General features: G+C 65.2%; 15 protein-coding genes. 14 read left to right on the forward strand and 1 reads right to left on the reverse strand.

Features of this window, described 5'->3' with window-relative positions; all coding sequences use genetic code 11:
• The first annotated feature begins 1 nt into the window (after position 1).
• The 3 genes from KT882_RS23545 (at position 2) to KT882_RS23555 (ending at position 1,300) form a co-directional block, all read left to right on the forward strand.
• Positions 2-391, forward strand: coding sequence for a BPSL0067 family protein (locus tag KT882_RS23545; protein WP_228893459.1), 390 nt, complete (start codon positions 2-4; stop codon positions 389-391).
• An 8-nt stretch (positions 392-399) separates the two neighbouring features.
• A complete protein-coding gene (locus tag KT882_RS23550; protein ID WP_161074858.1) occupies positions 400-831 on the forward strand; it encodes an STY0301 family protein in 432 nt (143 codons plus the stop codon).
• A gap of 64 nt (positions 832-895) precedes the next feature.
• Positions 896-1,300 carry a hypothetical protein gene (locus tag KT882_RS23555; RefSeq protein WP_228893460.1) on the forward strand — a complete coding sequence of 135 codons (405 nt, stop codon included), beginning with the start codon at positions 896-898 and terminating at the stop codon, positions 1,298-1,300.
• Between the two features lie 24 nt (positions 1,301-1,324).
• Here KT882_RS23555 and orn read toward each other — a convergent pair whose 3' ends face one another.
• Positions 1,325-1,909, reverse strand: a complete 585-nt coding sequence (gene orn / locus KT882_RS23560) for an oligoribonuclease (RefSeq protein ID WP_161074860.1) — start codon at positions 1,907-1,909, stop codon at positions 1,325-1,327.
• Between the two features lie 47 nt (positions 1,910-1,956).
• Between orn and KT882_RS23565 the strand changes: the two genes are divergently transcribed.
• The 11 genes from KT882_RS23565 to KT882_RS23615 all read left to right on the forward strand — a co-directional run bounded on the left by KT882_RS23565 (position 1,957) and on the right by KT882_RS23615 (position 18,015).
• Positions 1,957-3,225: a M48 family metallopeptidase gene (locus tag KT882_RS23565; protein ID WP_161074861.1), complete on the forward strand. Its 1,269-nt coding sequence runs from the start codon at positions 1,957-1,959 to the stop codon at positions 3,223-3,225.
• A 10-nt stretch (positions 3,226-3,235) separates the two neighbouring features.
• Complete coding sequence (locus KT882_RS23570; protein WP_228893461.1) at positions 3,236-3,589, forward strand: 4a-hydroxytetrahydrobiopterin dehydratase; 354 nt, start codon at positions 3,236-3,238, stop codon at positions 3,587-3,589.
• Complete coding sequence (gene rsgA / locus KT882_RS23575) at positions 3,586-4,518, forward strand: ribosome small subunit-dependent GTPase A (RefSeq protein ID WP_161074863.1); 933 nt, start codon at positions 3,586-3,588, stop codon at positions 4,516-4,518. The genes KT882_RS23570 and rsgA overlap by 4 nt, the downstream gene beginning before the upstream one ends.
• A gap of 96 nt (positions 4,519-4,614) precedes the next feature.
• Entirely contained in the window at positions 4,615-7,455 is a 2,841-nt protein-coding gene (locus KT882_RS23580; RefSeq protein ID WP_228893462.1) for an ATP-binding protein, read from the forward strand.
• A 327-nt stretch (positions 7,456-7,782) separates the two neighbouring features.
• On the forward strand, positions 7,783-9,228 hold the full coding sequence (locus KT882_RS23585; protein ID WP_161074865.1) for a pectate lyase family protein: 1,446 nt from the start codon (positions 7,783-7,785) through the stop codon (positions 9,226-9,228).
• 9 nt (positions 9,229-9,237) lie between these two features.
• Entirely contained in the window at positions 9,238-9,867 is a 630-nt protein-coding gene (locus KT882_RS23590; protein ID WP_161074866.1) for a PEP-CTERM sorting domain-containing protein, read from the forward strand.
• A gap of 232 nt (positions 9,868-10,099) precedes the next feature.
• On the forward strand, positions 10,100-11,026 hold the full coding sequence (gene argF, locus KT882_RS23595; protein WP_161074867.1) for an ornithine carbamoyltransferase: 927 nt from the start codon (positions 10,100-10,102) through the stop codon (positions 11,024-11,026).
• A 43-nt stretch (positions 11,027-11,069) separates the two neighbouring features.
• The gene (locus tag KT882_RS23600) at positions 11,070-12,302 is read left to right on the forward strand and encodes an argininosuccinate synthase (protein WP_161074868.1); all 1,233 of its coding nucleotides are present in this window, start codon (positions 11,070-11,072) and stop codon (positions 12,300-12,302) included.
• A 121-nt stretch (positions 12,303-12,423) separates the two neighbouring features.
• Positions 12,424-14,235: a methyl-accepting chemotaxis protein gene (locus tag KT882_RS23605; protein WP_228893463.1), complete on the forward strand. Its 1,812-nt coding sequence runs from the start codon at positions 12,424-12,426 to the stop codon at positions 14,233-14,235.
• A 47-nt stretch (positions 14,236-14,282) separates the two neighbouring features.
• Positions 14,283-16,115 carry a methyl-accepting chemotaxis protein gene (locus tag KT882_RS23610; protein WP_187358846.1) on the forward strand — a complete coding sequence of 611 codons (1,833 nt, stop codon included), beginning with the start codon at positions 14,283-14,285 and terminating at the stop codon, positions 16,113-16,115.
• A gap of 79 nt (positions 16,116-16,194) precedes the next feature.
• The gene (locus tag KT882_RS23615; RefSeq protein ID WP_161074870.1) at positions 16,195-18,015 is read left to right on the forward strand and encodes a methyl-accepting chemotaxis protein; all 1,821 of its coding nucleotides are present in this window, start codon (positions 16,195-16,197) and stop codon (positions 18,013-18,015) included.

Genomic DNA, 18,015 nt, shown 5'->3' on the forward strand with positions numbered 1-18,015 from the left:
CATGTCTTATCAACTCAATCCTGCATTAGACGCAATCCAAGATCCAGGCAAGTTTGCGAATGCTGCCGGCAATACCGAATGCGTGGAATTCGTCCGTCAGGCCTGCGGTGCACCACGCACCAGCACCTGGAGAAAGGGAGTCAACGTCCTCTTGGCGACACCCGGAACCATTCCATCAGGTACGGCAATAGCAACGTTTGACGACAACGGAAAATATCCTACAGATACCAAAGGAAAACATGCGGCTGTGTATCTGGGGCATGGCCCGGGAGGCATACGTGTACTCGATCAGTGGAACAGAAAAGGACGAGTAAGCGAACGGACCATTTTCAATAAAAAACTCGCGACTCATCGCGTGGACAGCGCCAAATTCTACTTTGTCATCGAATAGAGCGGCTCATGAAATACCTCCTCTCGCTTGGCGTCTTCACAGCAATGCTCCGCCCCTGCCTGGCATTCGCCACACCTATCCCACTCGACTGCCCGCATGCCTTGGTCGTGGATCAGACAGTCACAAGTCCACACGAAGGTTGGGAGGCCCTGCAAGATGCCGGTCTCGCACAGCCTTCACTCACCAATATCGCAGTCTACACAGGCCATCCGTCACGCCTCGGGAGCCTCATTCCCGTCAGCCGCCGTATAGGCCGTAAGGAAGTGCATACTTGGCAGCTACCGGATGACCCGGAGCGCTACTGGATAGCCTGTGTGTACGACAATTCCCGCATCCTTTTGATCAAGCCGCTTCCAAAGGAGACGCATCGATGTACGCAAACCGATAAGCTGTTGTCCAATGGCCGGCGCAATGGCATCGAGTCTTTCGTTTGCGAGTAGTGCGCGCCACGGGCGGCGCGGGAAGGCATACAATTAATCAGGAGCGACTTCCAGCGGGCTAGCCATGGGGCATGACGACTATCAGCAGCGCAAGCAGCAGTGGCTTGCGCGTATCGATGGCTTTTATGGCCAGGTACAGCTGTGGCTGGCGCGCTATGCGGAGAAAGGCCAGGTGAAGTATGACCTGCACGCGCTGGTGCTGACCGAGGAGATGCTAGGCACGTACACCACCCGCACCCTGGGCATCAGCCTGGGGCGCCAGCATGTGCTGCTGCGCACTGTCGGCGTGATGCTCGACAGCAGCGGCGGCCGCATGGACCTGGAGGGGCATCGCGGCATCGTGCGCTTTGTGCTGCCCGACCTTGCCGCCGACTGGAAAATCGCCACCAAGGCGGGCGAATACCCCGCTCTTGAAGAATTCAACGAGGATAACTTCTTCGAGGCGCTGCTGGAGGTCTCCAGCGACTGAGCGCCGTGACCTCCCGCCTCGGCATTACAGCTTGATGAAGTGCTCGCGGTAGTACTTCAGTTCCTCGATGGACTCGACGATGTCGGCCAGCGCGGTGTGCTTCTGGTGCTTCTTGAAGCCGCCGACGATCTCCGGCTTCCAGCGCTTGCACAGCTCTTTCAGCGTGGATACGTCGATATTGCGGTAGTGGAAGAACGCCTCCAGCTTGGGCATGTACTTCACCATGAAGCGGCGGTCCTGGCCGATGGTGTTGCCGCACATCGGCGCTTTGCCGGCGGGAACCCACTTCTTCAGGAAGGCGATCAGCTCGGCTTCGGCGAACGCTTCGGTGATGGTGGACGCCTTCACGCGCTCGGTCAGACCGGAACGGCCGTGGGTGCCCTTGTTCCAGTTGTCCATCTTGTCCAGCGTTTCATCGGTCTGATGGATGGCAAACACCGGGCCTTCGGCCAGGAAATTCAGATGCATGTCGGTGACGATGATGGCCACTTCGATAATGCGGTCGGTTTCCGGCTCCAGGCCCGTCATTTCCATGTCCACCCACACCAGATTGGTCTCATTAGGACGCTCTTGCGGAGTAGTAGTTGGGATTTCGGTCGCTTGTGACATAATTCTCTCTTGGCCTAAACAATCCGCCATTTTCTCACAGGCATAGAATGTATTCACACGCGTTTTCGATTTTGTTCGTTTCTTTCCTCGTCCTGACACTGGCCGCGCGCTTCTGGCTGGCCTCGCGCCATATCCGCCACGTGCTGGCCCACCGCAACGCCGTGCCGCCCGAATTCGCCGAAAAAATCCCCCTCGCCGCCCACCAGAAGGCGGCCGACTACACCATCGCCCGCACCAAGTTCGGCATGCTGGGCGTGGCGGTCAACGCCGCCGTGCTGGTCTGCTTCACGCTGCTGGGCGGCCTGCAGTGGCTGTCGGTGGAAGTGTACAAGCTGGCCGGCCCCGGCATGGCTTACCAGATCGGCCTGCTGGTGGCTTATGCCGCCATTTCCGGCCTGATCGACCTGCCCTTCGACTACTACAAGCAGTTCGGCCTGGAGCAGCGTTTCGGTTTTAACAAGATGAGCCGCGGCCTGTTCTTTGCCGACATGGTCAAGGGCATCGCGCTGGGCGCCGTCATCGGCCTGCCGCTGGTGTGGGTGGTGCTCACGCTGATGGAAAAAAGCGGCGGCCTGTGGTGGCTGTACGCCTGGTGCGTGTGGAGCGGCTTCCAGCTGCTGATGATGGTGCTGTTCCCCACCGTGATCGCGCCGCTGTTCAACAAGTTCACCCCGCTGGCGGACGAGTCGCTGAAGTCGCGCATCGAGGGCCTGATGCAGCGCGTCGGCTTCGCCTCCAAGGGCCTGTTCGTGATGGACGGTTCCAAGCGCAGCGCGCACGGCAACGCCTATTTCTCCGGCTTTGGCGCCAACAAGCGCATCGTGTTCTTCGACACCTTGCTGTCGCGCCTGGCGCCGCAGGAAATCGAGGCGGTGCTGGCGCACGAGCTGGGGCACTTCAAGCTCAAGCACATCATCAAGCGCATCGCCATGATGTTCGCCATCTCGCTGGCCTTTTTGGCGCTGCTGGGCTGGCTGAAGAACCAGCTGTGGTTCTACACCGGCCTGGGCGTGGACCCGCTGCTGCTGGCCGGCGAGAGCAACAACGCCATGGCGCTGCTGCTGTTCGCACTGGCGCTGCCGGTGTTCACCTTCCTGCTCGGCCCGCTCACCTCGCTCAGCTCGCGCAAGCACGAGTTCGAGGCGGACGCCTTCGCCGCCAAGCACACCGACGCGCGCGACCTGGTGTCGGCGCTGGTGAAAATGTACGAGGACAACGCCTCCACCCTGACGCCCGACCCGCTGCACTCGGCGTTCTACGATTCCCACCCGCCGGCCAGCGTGCGCATCCGCCAGCTGAACCTGGCGGCCCAGTGAGGACACCATCATGACCACCATCGCCAACGCCCAGGACCTGCTCGCGCTGCACAGCGCCCCCGCCAAGGATGCGCTGGACGCGGCCGAGGCCCAGCGCCTGGCCGCCCTGCTGCCGCAGTGGCGCCTGGAAAACGGCAAGCTGCTGCGCGAGTTCCGCTTCGCCGACTATTATGAAACGCTGGCCTTCGTCAACGCGCTGGCCTATATCACGCACGCCGAAGACCACCACCCGGAACTGACTGTGACCTATAACCGCTGCATCGCCCGCTACGACACCCACTCCGTGAACCAGGGCCAGGGCGGCCTGTCGCTCAACGACTTCATCTGCGCCGCCAAGGCGGACGCACTGGCGGAGCGCGCATGAAGCAATCGACCAAGGCGCATGCCAGCAAGCCCGGCCAGATGACCGGCGTGATCATCGCCGCCCACGGCCGCCATTACCTGGCCGAGGTGAACGGCGAGCGCGTGCAATGCGTTACGCGCGGCAAGAAGACCAATGTGGCCGTGGGCGATATCGTCAAGCTGACGGCCACCTCGGCCGACCAGGCCGTCATCGACGAGATCACCGAGCGCAAGACGCTGCTGTACCGCTCGGACCAGTACAAGTCCAAGCTGCTGGCCGCCAATGTGAGCCAGCTGTTCATCGTGGTGGCCACCGAGCCCGGCTACACCGACGACCTGGTCTCGCGCGCCACCGTGGCGGCCGAGGCGGCCGGCATTGAAATCCACCTGATACTGAACAAGGTGGACGTGACCGAATCGCTGGAGCGCACCCGCGAGCGCCTGAAGATGTATTCCAAGCTGGGCTACCCCGTGCACGAGGTATCGGCCAAGGGCAATCCCGAGCATGCGGTGGCCACCCTGCAGCCTTTACTGAAAGGCAACTCGTCCATCCTGATCGGCCAGTCCGGCATGGGCAAGTCCTCGCTGATCAACCTGCTGGTGCCGGGCGCCGACATCGCCGTGCGCGAAATTTCGGCCGCGCTGGACACCGGCAAGCACACCACCACCTTCACCCGCCTGTACAGCATGCCCGACCTGGGGCCGGACACGTCCATCATCGACTCGCCCGGCTTCCAGGAATTCGGCCTCTACCACCTGAGCGAAGGCATGCTGGAGCGCGCCTTCCGCGACTTCAAGCCCTATCTGGGCGGTTGCAAGTACTACAACTGCCGCCACCTGATCGAGCCGCAATGCCCGGTGCTGGACGCGGTCAAGGCGGGCGAAATCGCCAAGCTGCGGCACGAGCTGTACGGCCAGCTGCTGCACGAATCGGCGCAAACCCTGTACTAAAAAAACAATTTACTTGGCAGTTACCTAAAAAGTCGATTGCGCCTTTCGATGCTCTGGAGCATGATTAGCGGGTAGTGGCAAATCAGGGGCAAGACCATGGACATGTTCGCAGGCGAGGATGACGTTGCGCATTGGGAGGTAGCACTACTGCCCCTGCGCGGCGTTGCGCGCCTGCCTGTCCTGCTGCCGCTGGCCTGGCATCTGCGCCAGCGCGACAGCGCACGCGCCGATGCCCTGGCCGCGGAAGCGCTGGCCCTGCTGCCAGAAACCACCCTCGACGCCCCCGCCCGTACCGCCCTGGCCGCCCGCATGCACCTGGCGCAAGCCGAAGTGCTGTGGCTGCGCGGCGCGCTGGACGCGGCGGAAACGGCGGCCCACCTGGCTTTCGAACAGCTGTGCGCGCTGGACGAACACGCCGGCTGCGCGGACGCGCACTGGCTGCAGGCCTGGATCGCCATCGACCGGGGCGACCACGAACGGCGCGACGCCGAACTGGCGCTGGCCATGGCCGCCGCCGAAAAGGCGCAAGACCGCCAGCGCCAGCGCATCATCGAGGCCGCCACCGCGCGCTGGGCCATCCTGCGCGACCCGCACAGCGCGGCCGGCTGGAACACGCACCTGGCGCCGGAACCGGAGCCGCTGGCCTGCCCTGCCGCCTATGCCGCCTGGCGCCACGACTACCTGGGCGTGGCGGCCACCCTGTCTAGCGATTTCGGCAGCGCCGCCAGCCACTACATCCGCAGCTATGAAAGCGCGCTGGCCACCGGGCAGCTGCGCGCGGCCATCACCTCGGCCACCAATATCGGCGAGGACTTCACCAATCTGAACGACCACCACGCCGCGCTGGAATGGATGCAGTGCGCGCTGGACCTGGCGCGCCCCACCGGCTGGCCGCGCAGCGTGGGCGCCTGCCTGATGCACACGGCCGACACCATGCGCCGCCTGGGCCGGCTGGACGCGGCGGAGGAACTGCTGCACGAGGCGCTGATCATCCTGGCCCCGCTGTCGGGCGCGCGCAGCTACGCCATCGCCCTGCAATACCTGGGCGACCTGTCGCTGGACCGGGGCGACTACGCCGCCGCGCTGGACGCCTTCGTCCGCCTGGAGGGCCGCGCCGACGCGCTGCAGCAGGCGGACTTCCAGACCGTGGCGCGGCGCGGCCAGGCGCACGCGCTGTCCGGCCTGGAGCGGCCGCAGGAGGCGCTGCGCGCCGCGCAGGAAGCGGTGCGCCTGGCCGGCGAACAGCGCAACGCGCACCACCAGATCACCGCGCTGCGCGTGCTGTCGCTGCTGCACAGCCGCCACGCGCTGCCCAGCCCGCAGGGCATGACCGAACTCAACGCCACGCTGCACTATCTGCACCAGGCCCTCGCGCTGGCCTCCACCATCGCCGGGTACACCGTGCCGGGCGACCTGCTGGACGCGCTGGCGCGCGAATACGCCTGCGCCGGCAGCTACCAGCAGGCCTACCAGATGGCGGTGGCCGCCAGCGCGGCGCGCGACAAGACGCACAGCCAGGAAGCCACCAACCGCGCCGTGGCCATGCAGGTGCACCACCAGACCGAGCACGCGCGCGCCGAGGGCCTGCACCACCGCGAACTGGCCGCGTCCGAAGCGCGCCGCGCGGAAGTGCTGCAGCAGACCAGCGCCATGCTGGAGCGCCTGTCCGCCATCGGCCGCGACATCACCATCCACCTGGACGCGGCGGCCGTGTTCCAGGCGCTGGACCGGCACGTTGGGGCGCTGCTGGACGCGCACACCTTCGCCATCTACCTGTACGACGCGGCGGCCCAATCGCTCACGCGCGCCTTCGGCGTGGAAGGCGGCCGCGCGCTGCCCACCAATGTGATCCCGCTGTCCCACCCGCATTCCTTCTCGGTGCGCAGCCTGAACGAGCGGCGCGAAGTGTACGTGGAAGACCTGGCCAAAACGGCCAACAGCTTCGTCATCCCCGGCACCTGCCCCAACCACAGCGCGCTGTACGTGCCGCTGCTGGTGGGAGAGCGCGCGCTGGGCGTGATGACGGTGCAGTCGCTGGCCGTGAACGCCTTCGGTGAACGCGAACGGCTGATCTTCCGCACCCTGTGCGCGTATGGCGCCATCGCGCTGGACAACGCGCAAGCCTACCGCCAGCTGCAGGACGCGCAGACCCAGCTGGTGTCGCAGGAAAAGCTGGCCGCGCTGGGTTCGCTGATGGCGGGCGTGGCGCACGAGCTGAACACGCCCATCGGCAACAGCCTGCTGATCGCCAGCACCTTGCAGCAGAAGACCGCCGAGATCGAGCAGCAGCTGAACGGCCCCGGCCTGCGCCGTTCGGAACTGGCCGCCTACGTGGCCGACGCGCAGAAGGCGTCCGAACTGGTGATGCGCGGTCTCACCAGCGCGGCCGACCTGGTGAACAGCTTCAAGCAGGTGGCGGTGGACCGCACCACCGAGCAGCGCCGCATGTTCAACCTGCAGCAGGTGGTGCACGAAGTGGTGGCCACCATGATGAACCGCATCCGCAACGCCAACCACAGCATCGAATACGACATACCGGACGCGCTGGCCATGGACAGCTACCCCGGCCCCTTCGGCCAGGTGCTGGCCAACTTCATCAACAACGCGCTGCTGCACGCCTTTGAAGGGCGCTCGCATGGCCGCATGCGGCTCAGCGCCGGCACGCCGTTTGAAGGCCGCGCGCTGGTGGTGTTCAGCGACAACGGCGGCGGCATCCCGGCCGAGAACCAGTCGCGCATTTTCGACCCCTTCTTCACCACCAAGCTGGGCCAGGGTGGCAGCGGCCTGGGGCTGTCGATCAGCTACAACATCGTCACCTCGCTGCTGGGCGGCCAGATCAGCGTGAACAGCAGCCCGGCCGGCACCAGCTTCACGCTGGACCTGCCGCTGACGGCGCCGCTGCCGGACGACACCGGGCCGGTGGCCATTTACCACTGACGCCGCGCAGGCGGGCTTGGCAAACAAACCACAGTGCTTGCGTTGACTATTGCATAATTTTCCGCGCCAACGTAGGATTGGCCTGACCACTGCGATGCGCCCACCGGCGCGAGCGGCGGTTCCAACCTGAGCAAACTCGGCTCCCCGCCCTCTTTGCAAAGGCAGCAGGTACGCAAGGTGCCTGCATCAGCGTGGCGGTCCGCTCGCATAGACAAGCGGCCGCAATGCTGGAAGTTTTCCCTACCCTCCCGTTTCTTTTGCTATTGCCCCAGGCAAGGCGCAGTCACGCGGGTACGGACCGTACATACTTATAAACGGAGACCAACCTTGAAATCTACCCTGTTCGCTGCCGGCATCCTGCTGGCCTCGTCGGCGCACGCCGCCACCATCAACGCCGCCAGCCTGACCGGCCCCAGCACCCCGCTGCAAACCGCCCAATACGGCGTGCGCAACTACTCGGCCCCGGTGCTGGTGGACGGCCTGCACGACCCGGCCAGCTATATGGCCGCGCCCGCGCTGCCGGTCTGGCAATTCGCCAGCGGCGACCCCACCGGCGGCGTGCTCACCTTCGAGCGCCAGACCGCCCCCGCCACCGGCTGGCACAGCTGGTCGCGCAAAGGCAAAGTGCTGGTGACCGGCGGCAGCGCCGCCACCGCCAACCGCGTCTACACCGTGTACAACGGCCAGCAGCTGGTGGCCGCCATCAACGAGGCCGGCAACGACGCCAAGATCATCCGCGTGATCGGCCATATCGACCTGCGCTGGAGCGAGAACAACACCGTGTTCCGCGAGTACACCAGCTACGCCGACCAGAAATACGGCGGCTCCATCAGCATTCCGTCCAACACCACGCTGGTGGGCATCAACGACGCCCAGGGCCGGCCGGCGCGCATCACCGGCACTGCGCTGCTGATAGGCGGCGAACTGGCGCTCACGCCCGGCGGCAGCGAGGAGACCGACTTCAAGAACTGGATCGCCGCCGGCAAGGACGGCGACGACTATCCGACCTGGACCCGCAACGTCATCGTGCGCAACCTCGTCATCGACACGCCGTGGGACGTCAACCCGGAAGACTCGGCCAATGCCTATGCGGACGGCGTGACCGTCTCGCGCGCGCAGAACATCTACCTGGACCACATCACCATGAGCGACGGCGACACGCCCGAGTCCATGGCCACCGGCACCTTCAAGACCCGCCACGACGGCGCGCTCGACGTGGTGCGCGGCAGCGACTACGTGACCATCTCCAACAGCGTGTTCAACAAGCACCACAAGACCACGCTGGTGGGCAACGGCGATTCCGGCCGCGCCTGGAGCGACGAAGGCCGCCTGCACGTGACCTTCAGCGGCAACTGGTGGGACGGCGCCACCACCCGTTTGCCGCTGAACCGCTACGGCCAGGTGCACCTGTTCAACAACCTGATCACCGGCAGCGTGTCCACCACCAACGCCGACATCAAGTTCGCCAGCGGCACCGACGCGCGCTACCGCTCCAATATGCTGCTGGAGAATAACTACTACAACATCACCGGCCTGAAACTGAGCGAGTTCTGCGGCAAGGCCATCAAGGGCAAGGACTTTATCGGCTTCCGCTCGTCCGGCCACATCTTCACCAGCGACAAGGCCGGCACCAACGCGGTGGACGGCCAGTGCGGCTACGCCCTGCCCGCCGCCGCCAACCTGTGGACGCCGCCGTATCTGTACGCGCTGCAAACGGCCACCTCCACCCTCACCGCCGTGCCCGCCGCTGCCGGCGCCGGCAAACTGAAATAAGGAGCAGCCATGCGATTCCAACATTGGGCAGGCAAGCTGGCAATGATGCTGGCACTCATCTCAGGTACGGCGCAGGCCACCGTGGTGGTCAACACCGGCACCCCGTCGAACGCCGTGGGCGCGGGCTGGGCCTTCAACAGCGGCCACTCCTACGCCGGCCAGTTCTCGCTGCTGGAGGCCATGACCATAGACAGCATCCAGGGCTACTTCAGCACGGACGCGGGCACGGTGGGCATCAGCCTGTTCAGCAGCGTGGAGGACGGCGACGGCGGCTTCATCCCCGGCAGCGCGCTGCGCACGGCCAGCATCGCCACGGCGGCCGGTGCACTGGCCTGGACCGGCGCTTCGGCGCTGGACTGGGCCGTGGGACCTGGCGCCTACTGGGTGGTGTTCAGCCCCAGCTACAGCAGCGCCAGCCAGGCCAGCATGCCCGGCTGGGCCGCCCAGCCGCTGAACCGCTACGCGCTGCAGCAAGGCGGCCAGTGGTATGACGCGGCCGACCTGGAACTGGGTATGGGCCTGCGCGTGAACGCCAGCGCCGCGGCGGCCGCCGCCAGCGTGCCCGAGCCGGGCAGCATCGCGCTGTTCACCCTGGGCCTGGTCGCCGCCGGCGCGCTGCGCCGCCGCAAGCAGGACTGACGCCCCGCAGGGCATGCCGCGCGCCAGCACCTTGAGGCTGCGCGCGGCATCCTGCCATGGCCAAAAGGCGTCTGTGCAGCTGACGTGTCGCGCCGTACCCGCCGCCATCCGGCCCGCAGCCGGCCAGTTAAGCCAGCCACATCGCTATAGCCGGAATTTAGCCGTATAATGTTTTGCTAAGCTGGCGTTTCCGGCACCCCCGCCCCTGCCAGCCCAACAAATCGTTGTCACTATGTCTACCCAAAAACCGATTCGGCACTACCTGCAGTTTTCCGACTTGTCGTTGGATGAATACGAATACGTGATCGAACGCGCCCACGTCATCAAGCGCAAATTCAAGAACTACGAGATCTACCACCCGCTGGTCGACCGCACGCTGGTGATGGTGTTCGACAAGAACTCCACTCGCACCCGCCTCTCCTTCGAGGCCGGCATGCACCAGCTGGGCGGCGCCGCCATCTACCTGAACACGCGCGATTCCCAGCTGGGCCGCGGCGAACCGGTGGAAGACGCAGGCCAGGTCATGTCGCGCATGTGCGACGTGCTGATGGTGCGCACCTTCGGCCAGGACATCATCGAGCGTTTCGCCGCCCATTCGCGCGTGCCGGTGATTAACGGCCTGACCAACGAGCACCACCCCTGCCAGGTGTTCGCCGACATCTTCACCTACTACGAGCATCGCGGCTCCATCGCCGGCAAGACCGTGGCCTGGGTCGGCGACGCCAACAACATGCTGTACTCCTGGCTGCAGGCGGCCGAGGTATTCGGCTTCCACGTCAACGTGTCCACGCCCAAGGGCTACGACATGGACATGTCGCTGGTCTCCACCGACCGCTACACCTTCTTCGCCAATCCGTCCGACGCCTGCGAAGGCGCGGACCTGGTCAACACCGACGTGTGGACCAGCATGGGCTACGAGGACGAGAACGCGGCCCGCCTGAAGGCCTTCGACGGCTGGATCGTCGACTCGGCCAAGATGGCGCGCGCCAAGCCGGACGCGCTGTTCATGCACTGCCTGCCGGCGCACCGCGGCGAAGAAGTGTCGGCCGACGTGATCGACGGCCCGCAGTCCGTGGTGTGGGACGAAGCCGAGAACCGCCTGCATATCCAGAAGGCGCTGATCGAGTACCTGCTGCTGGGCCGCCTGGACGGCAAGTAAGCGGCAACAACGAATTCTAATTTTGACCAAGAATGGAACGACCATGAGCGACATCAAAAAAGTAGTCCTCGCCTACTCGGGCGGCCTGGACACCTCCGTGATCCTGAAGTGGCTGCAGGATAACTACCAGTGCGAAATCGTCACCTTCACGGCCGACCTGGGCCAGGGCGAGGAACTGGAACCGGCGCGCGCCAAGGCGCTGAAGTTCGGCATCAAGCCTGAGAACATCTACATCGACGACGTGCGCGAAGAATTCGTGCGCGACTTCGTGTTCCCCATGTTCCGCGCCAACACCGTGTACGAAGGCGAATACCTGCTGGGCACTTCGATCGCGCGTCCGCTGATCGCCAAGCGCCTGATCGAGATCGCCAACGAGACTGGCGCCGACGCCATCTCGCACGGCGCCACCGGCAAGGGCAACGACCAGGTGCGCTTCGAACTGGGCGCCTACGCGCTGAAGCCAGGCGTCAAAGTGATCGCCCCGTGGCGCGAGTGGGACCTGCTGTCGCGTGAAAAACTGCTGAAGTACGCGGAAGACGCCGGCATCGCCATCGACATGAAGCACAAGAACGGCGGCGCGCCGTACTCGATGGACGCCAACCTGCTGCACATCTCCTTCGAAGGCCGCCACCTGGAAAACCCAAGCGCCGAAGCCGAGGAATCGATGTGGCGCTGGAGCGTGAGCCCGGAAGCGGCTCCCGACCAGCCCGAGTACCTGGACATCGAATACGAAAAGGGCGACATCGTGGCCCTGAACGGCGTGCGCATGTCGCCTGCCACCGTGCTGACGGAACTGAACCGCCTGGGCGGCAAGCACGGCATCGGCCGCCTGGACCTGGTGGAAAACCGCTACGTCGGCATGAAGTCGCGCGGCTGCTACGAAACCCCGGGCGGCACCATCATGCTCAAGGCCCACCGCGCCATTGAATCCATCACGCTGGACCGCGAAGTGGCCCACCTGAAGGACGACCTGATGCCGCGCTACGCATCCATGATCTACAACGGCTACTGGTGGGCGCCCGAGCGCGTCGCGATCCAGACCCTGATCGACCACACCCAGGCCACCGTGAACGGCTGGGTACGCGTCAAGCTGTACAAGGGCAATGTGATCGTGGTGTCGCGCGATTCGAAGACCGACTCGCTGTTCGACATGAACATCGCGACCTTCGACGAAGACGGCGGCGCCTACAACCAGGCCGACGCCGGCGGCTTCATCAAGCTGAACGCGCTGCGCATGCGCATCGCCGCCAACGCCCGCCTGAAGCGCGGCCAGTAATACCGCAACGCCGTACAGCGTTACAACACGCTGTACCAGAATTAACGGGCCGCCTTGTGCGGCCCGTTGTGCTTTCTCCGGCTGCAATGCTACATTGCCATATCGACAGCGGAGAACATACATGAACGACTTGCGCATCAAAACCAAGCTGGCCGGCGGCCTTGCCGCCATCGTCGCAGTGCTGTTGATACTACTGGGGCTATCCTACCGCCAGTTCAACCAGCTCTCCGAGGCCAACGCGTGGGACCGCCACACGCTGGAAGTGCTGCTGGAGGCCGACCAGATCGCCAACGCGGTGCTGCAGGTCCAGAATTCCACGCGCGGCTTCATGCTGACCGGGAACGAGAGCCTGGTGCAGGTCATACCACAAGAGGAAGAATCCATGCGCCGCCACGTTGCGCGCGCCCTCGCGCTGACCGGCGACAATCCAGTTCAGCAGGAGCGCCTGAAAAAGCTCGGCCCCATGGCCGAGGACTGGGTGCAGAACATCATCCATCCCCTGCTCGACAAGCGGCGCGAATTGAACAAGCAGGCCGGCGTGTCGCAGCAGGTGGCGACGGCGGCGGACGTGCTCAATGGCTCCAAGATCATCGCCGACGTGCGCAAGCTGCTGGCCGACATGAGCGCAGACGAAAACCGCCTGCTGGCGCAGCGTTCCACCGAGGCGCGCGAGCTGCAGCAAGCCCAAAACTGGCTGCTGGGCGGCGGCGGCGCGCTGGTGGTGCTGCTGGCCGTCGCCGTCGCCTGGCTGCTTCTGCGCGCCCTGCTCACGCCCCTGAACCTGCTGATGCAGGCCGCAGGCCGCATCGCGTCCGGCGAGCAGTCGGCCCGGGTGGACGTGATCTCGAACGATGAACTGGGCCAGGTCGGCACGGAATTCAACCGCATGGCGCAAGCCATCCAGGACAGCCAGGCCAGGGAGCTGGCCGACACCAATCTGCTCAAGTCCAAGGTGGACTCGCTGCTGGCCGTGGTGAGCAAGGCCGCCTCCGGCGACCTGACCGGCAGGGTTACCGTGACCGGCAGCGACGCCATCGGCCAGTTGGCGCACGGTTTGGCCACCATGTTCGACAACCTGCGCACGCTGCTCAACAACGTGCAGAAAGCCGGCATCCAGGTCACCACCTCGGCCACCCAGATCGCCGCCTCGGCCAAGGAGCAGGAAGCCACCGGCGTGGAGCAGGCCCAGACCAGCGTTGAGGTGCTCAGCACCACCAAGGAAATCTCGGCCAACACCTCGCAACTGCTCAAGACCATGGAAAACGCCACCGCCGTGGCGGACTACACCACCAGCGCCACCGCCGAAGCGCAGGACAATCTCAAGCGCATGGACGAAACCATGCAGCACATGGTCTCGGCCACCGATTCCATCAGCGCCAAGCTGGCCGCCCTGTCCGAGAAGGCCAGCAATATCAACAGCGTGCTGACCACCATCACCAAGGTGGCCGACCAGACCAACATCCTGTCGCTGAACGCGGCCATCGAGGCCGAGAAGGCCGGCGAGGCGGGACGCGGCTTCTCGGTGGTGGCCACCGAGATCCGCCGCCTGGCGGACCAGACCTCGGTATCGACCTGGGACATCGAGCAGATGCTCAAGGAGATGCAGTCGGCCGTGTCGGCCAGCGTGATGGGCATGGACAAATTCTCCGAGGAGGTGCGCCGCAGCGTGGGCGAGGTGCGCCAGGTGACGGACCAGCTCTCCGGTGTGATGGACCAGGTGCAGAAGCTGTCGCCGCAGTTCGACGCCGTGCTGCAGGGCATGCAGTCGCAGGCCGTGGGCGCGCAGCAGATCAGCGAGACCATGATGCAGCTGAACGACGCCACCCAGCAAAGCGTGGAATCGCTGCGCAGCACCAGCGAGGCGGTGCAGCAGCTGCAATACGCGGCCGACGGGCTGCAAAGCAGCGTCTCCTCGTTCGCGGTCAATCTCTAGCATATAGATAGCCTATAATTCCGCAGCCCCCACTGCGGAAGACCAGATTGAACAAGACCAGTATTTCCAGGACCAGTATCAAGCGCAAGCTTCAGCTTGGCCTGAGCGCCATCATCGCCATCATCTTGCTGCTGCTCGGCGGCGCCTATTACAACCTCGCGCGGCTGTCGCACGCCAGTGAGCTGGACAACCACACCATGGAAGTGCTGCTGCGGATCGACCAGGTTACGCAAGCCATCCAGACCATCCAGATCCAGGCGCGCGGCTTCCTGCTGAACGGCAGCGACACCAGCTACACGCTGCCGCAAACCGGCATGGCCGGCATCCACGAACACATTGCCGAAGTGGCGGCGCTCACCCGCAACAATCCGGACCAGCAGCAGCGCATGCAGCAGCTGGACCGGCTGGTGCGGCAATGGATCGCCACCGCCATCGAGCCGCTGGTGGCCAAGCGGCGCGAACTGGGCAGCGCGGACGCCACCGCCAAACAGCCGGAAGTGGGCAACAGCCGCGCCACGGTGGCGGCCATCCGCGAACTGATCGCCGCCGCCACCGCCGAGGAACAGCGCCTGAAAACCGAACGCGCGGCGCGCACCGAGTCGCTGCAGCACACGCTGGCGCTGCTGCTGGCCGGGGGCGGCGCGCTGTGCGTTGCGCTGGCGGCGGCCGTGGGCTGGCAGCTCACCCGCACGCTGATGGCGCCGGTGAACGCCTTGTCGCAGGCGGTGGGCCGCATCGCGGCGGGCGAGCAGTCGGCGCGCGCGGAAGTGGTCTCCGGCGATGAGCTGGGCCAGGTCACGCTGGAATTCAACCGCATGGCGCAGGCCATCGAAGACAACACGGCGCGCGAGCTGGCGGACACGCGCCTGCTCAAGTCGAAAGTGGACTCCCTGCTGGAAGTGGTCTCGAAGGCCGCCGCCGGCGACCTGACCGCCGCCATCACCGTCGGCGGCGACGACGCCATCGGCCGCCTGGGCCACGGCCTGGAAGCCATGCTGGGCGATCTGCGCACCCTGCTGGGCAATGTGCAGAAGGCCGGCATCATGGTCACCACGTCCGCCACCGAAATCGCGGCCGCTTCGCGCCAGCAGGAAGCCACCGGCGTGGAACAGGCCCAGACCAGCGTGGAAGTGCTCAGCACCACCAAGGAAATCTCGTCCAACACCACGCAGCTGCTGCAAGCGATGGAAAACGCCACCGCCGTGGCGGACTACACCACCAGCGCCACCGCCGAAGCGCAGGACAATCTCAAGCGCATGGACGACACCATGCAGCACATGGTCTCCGCCACGGACTCGATCAGCGCCAAGCTGGCCGCCCTGTCCGAGAAGGCCAGCAATATCAACAGCGTGCTGACCACCATCACCAAGGTGGCCGACCAGACCAACATCCTGTCGCTGAACGCGGCCATCGAGGCCGAGAAGGCCGGCGAGGCGGGACGCGGCTTCTCGGTGGTGGCCACCGAGATCCGCCGCCTGGCGGACCAGACCTCGGTGTCGACCTGGGACATCGAGCAGATGCTCAAGGAGATGCAGTCGGCGGTGTCGGCCAGCGTGATGGGGATGGACAAATTCTCCGAGGAGGTGCGCCGCAGCGTGGGCGAGGTGCGCCAGGTGACGGACCAGCTTTCGGGCGTGATGGACCAGGTGCAGAAGCTGTCGCCGCAGTTCGACGCCGTGCTGCAAGGCATGCAGTCGCAAGCCGTGGGCGCGCAGCAGATCACCGAGACCATGATGCAGCTGAACGACGCCACCCAGCAAAGCGTGACCTCGCTGCGCTCCACCAGCGAGGCGGTGCTGCAGCTGCAATACGCGGCTGGCGACCTGCAAGCGAGTGTGAGCCGCTTCGACGTCGCGGCCCGGCCGGCGCAGGCGGCGTGACCGCTTCACCACAGTTTCCCTGCCATCCGCAAGCCGGGCATGGCAGAATGACACATTGCTACCGAACCATGGAACAGACATGCTCAAAGACCTGAGTATCAAGAAGAAACTGTATTCCGGCTTTGCCGCCATACTGGCCATCATCGTGGCCCTGCTCCTGGTGGCGTACAACAATTTTTCCCGCCTGTCCGAGGCCAATGGCTGGGACAGGCACACGATGGAAGTGCTGCTGGCCATCGACGCCGTCAGCAACGACATTCTGGAAGCGCAGAATGAAACGCGCGGCTACTACCTGACCGGTGACGCGGCGCGGCTCGAGCGCGTTAAAAGGGAGCTGGCCGACCTGCCCACCGCCATGCAAAAACTGCAGGCGCTTATCGCCGACAATCCGGTCCAGTTCGAGCGCCTGAAAAAAGTGCGCGCCCTGCTCGACACCTGGGTCAAGGACGTGGTGGAGGTGCAGCTCATACGCCGCCAGGAACTGGGCGACACGCCCGGCGCGGCGGACGCCATCGGCCGCGCGCCGCAGTCACAGCTCAAGCAAGGCAGTCCGGTGATCAGCGCCGTGCACAAGGAACTGGCCGAGGCTGCCGCCGAGGAAAACCGCCTGCTGGCGGCGCGCACGCAAAACTCCGCCGACCTGCAGCGCTCCATGGTGCTGGTACTGTCGGCGGGCGGCGCCGCCTGTATTGCGCTGGGCGTGGCAATCGCCTGGATGCTGTCGAACGCCCTGCTCTCGCCGCTCAACAGCCTGACCCAGGCGGTCGGCCGCATCGCCGCCGGCGAACAGTCGGCGCGCGCGACGGTCATCTCCGGCGACGAACTGGGCCAGGTCAGCACGGAATTCAACCGCATGGCGCAGGCCATCCAGGACAACCAGGCCAGGGAGCTGGCCGACACCAATCTGCTCAAGTCCAAGGTGGACTCGCTGCTGGAAGTGGTGAGCAAGGCCGCCTCGGGCGACCTGACCGCCCAGGTGACGGTGGGCGGCACCGACGCCATCGGCCAGCTGGGCCACGGCCTGTCGAAGATGTTCGACAATCTGCGCGTCCTGCTCAACAACATTCAGAAGGCAGGCATCCAGGTCACCACCTCGGCCACCGAAATCGCCGCCTCGGCCAAGCAGCAGGAAGCCACCGGCGTGGAGCAGGCCCAGACCAGCGTTGAGGTGCTCAGCACCACCAAGGAAATCTCCGCCAATACCTCGCAGCTGCTCAAGACCATGGAGGGCGCCACCGTCGTGGCGGACTACACCACCAGCGCCACCGCCGAAGCGCAGGACAATCTCAAGCGCATGGACGAAACCATGCAGCACATGGTCTCGGCCACCGACTCGATCAGCGCCAAGCTGGCCGCCCTGTCCGAGAAGGCCAGCAATATCAACAGCGTGCTGACCACCATCACCAAGGTGGCCGACCAGACCAACATCCTGTCGCTGAACGCGGCCATCGAAGCCGAGAAGGCCGGCGAGGCGGGGCGCGGCTTCTCGGTGGTGGCCACCGAGATCCGCCGCCTGGCGGACCAGACCTCGGTATCGACCTGGGACATCGAGCAGATGCTCAAGGAAATGCAGTCGGCCGTGTCGGCCAGCGTGATGGGCATGGACAAATTCTCCGAGGAGGTGCGCCGCAGCGTGGGCGAGGTGCGCCAGGTGACGGACCAGCTATCGGGCGTGATGGACCAGGTGCAGAAACTGGCGCCGCAGTTCGACGCCGTGCTGCAAGGCATGCAGTCGCAGGCCGTGGGCGCGCAGCAGATCACCGAGACCATGATGCAGCTGAACGACGCCACCCAGCAAACCGTGGAATCGCTCAGGGCCACCAGCGAAGCGGTGCACCAGCTGCAGTACGCGGCCGGCGACCTGCAGGCCAGCGTGGCCACCTTCGCCGTCGCGGTCTGA

Source organism: Pseudoduganella aquatica (assembly GCF_020865585.1).
GTDB classification, from domain to species: Bacteria; Pseudomonadota; Gammaproteobacteria; order Burkholderiales; family Burkholderiaceae_D; genus Rugamonas; species Rugamonas aquatica_A.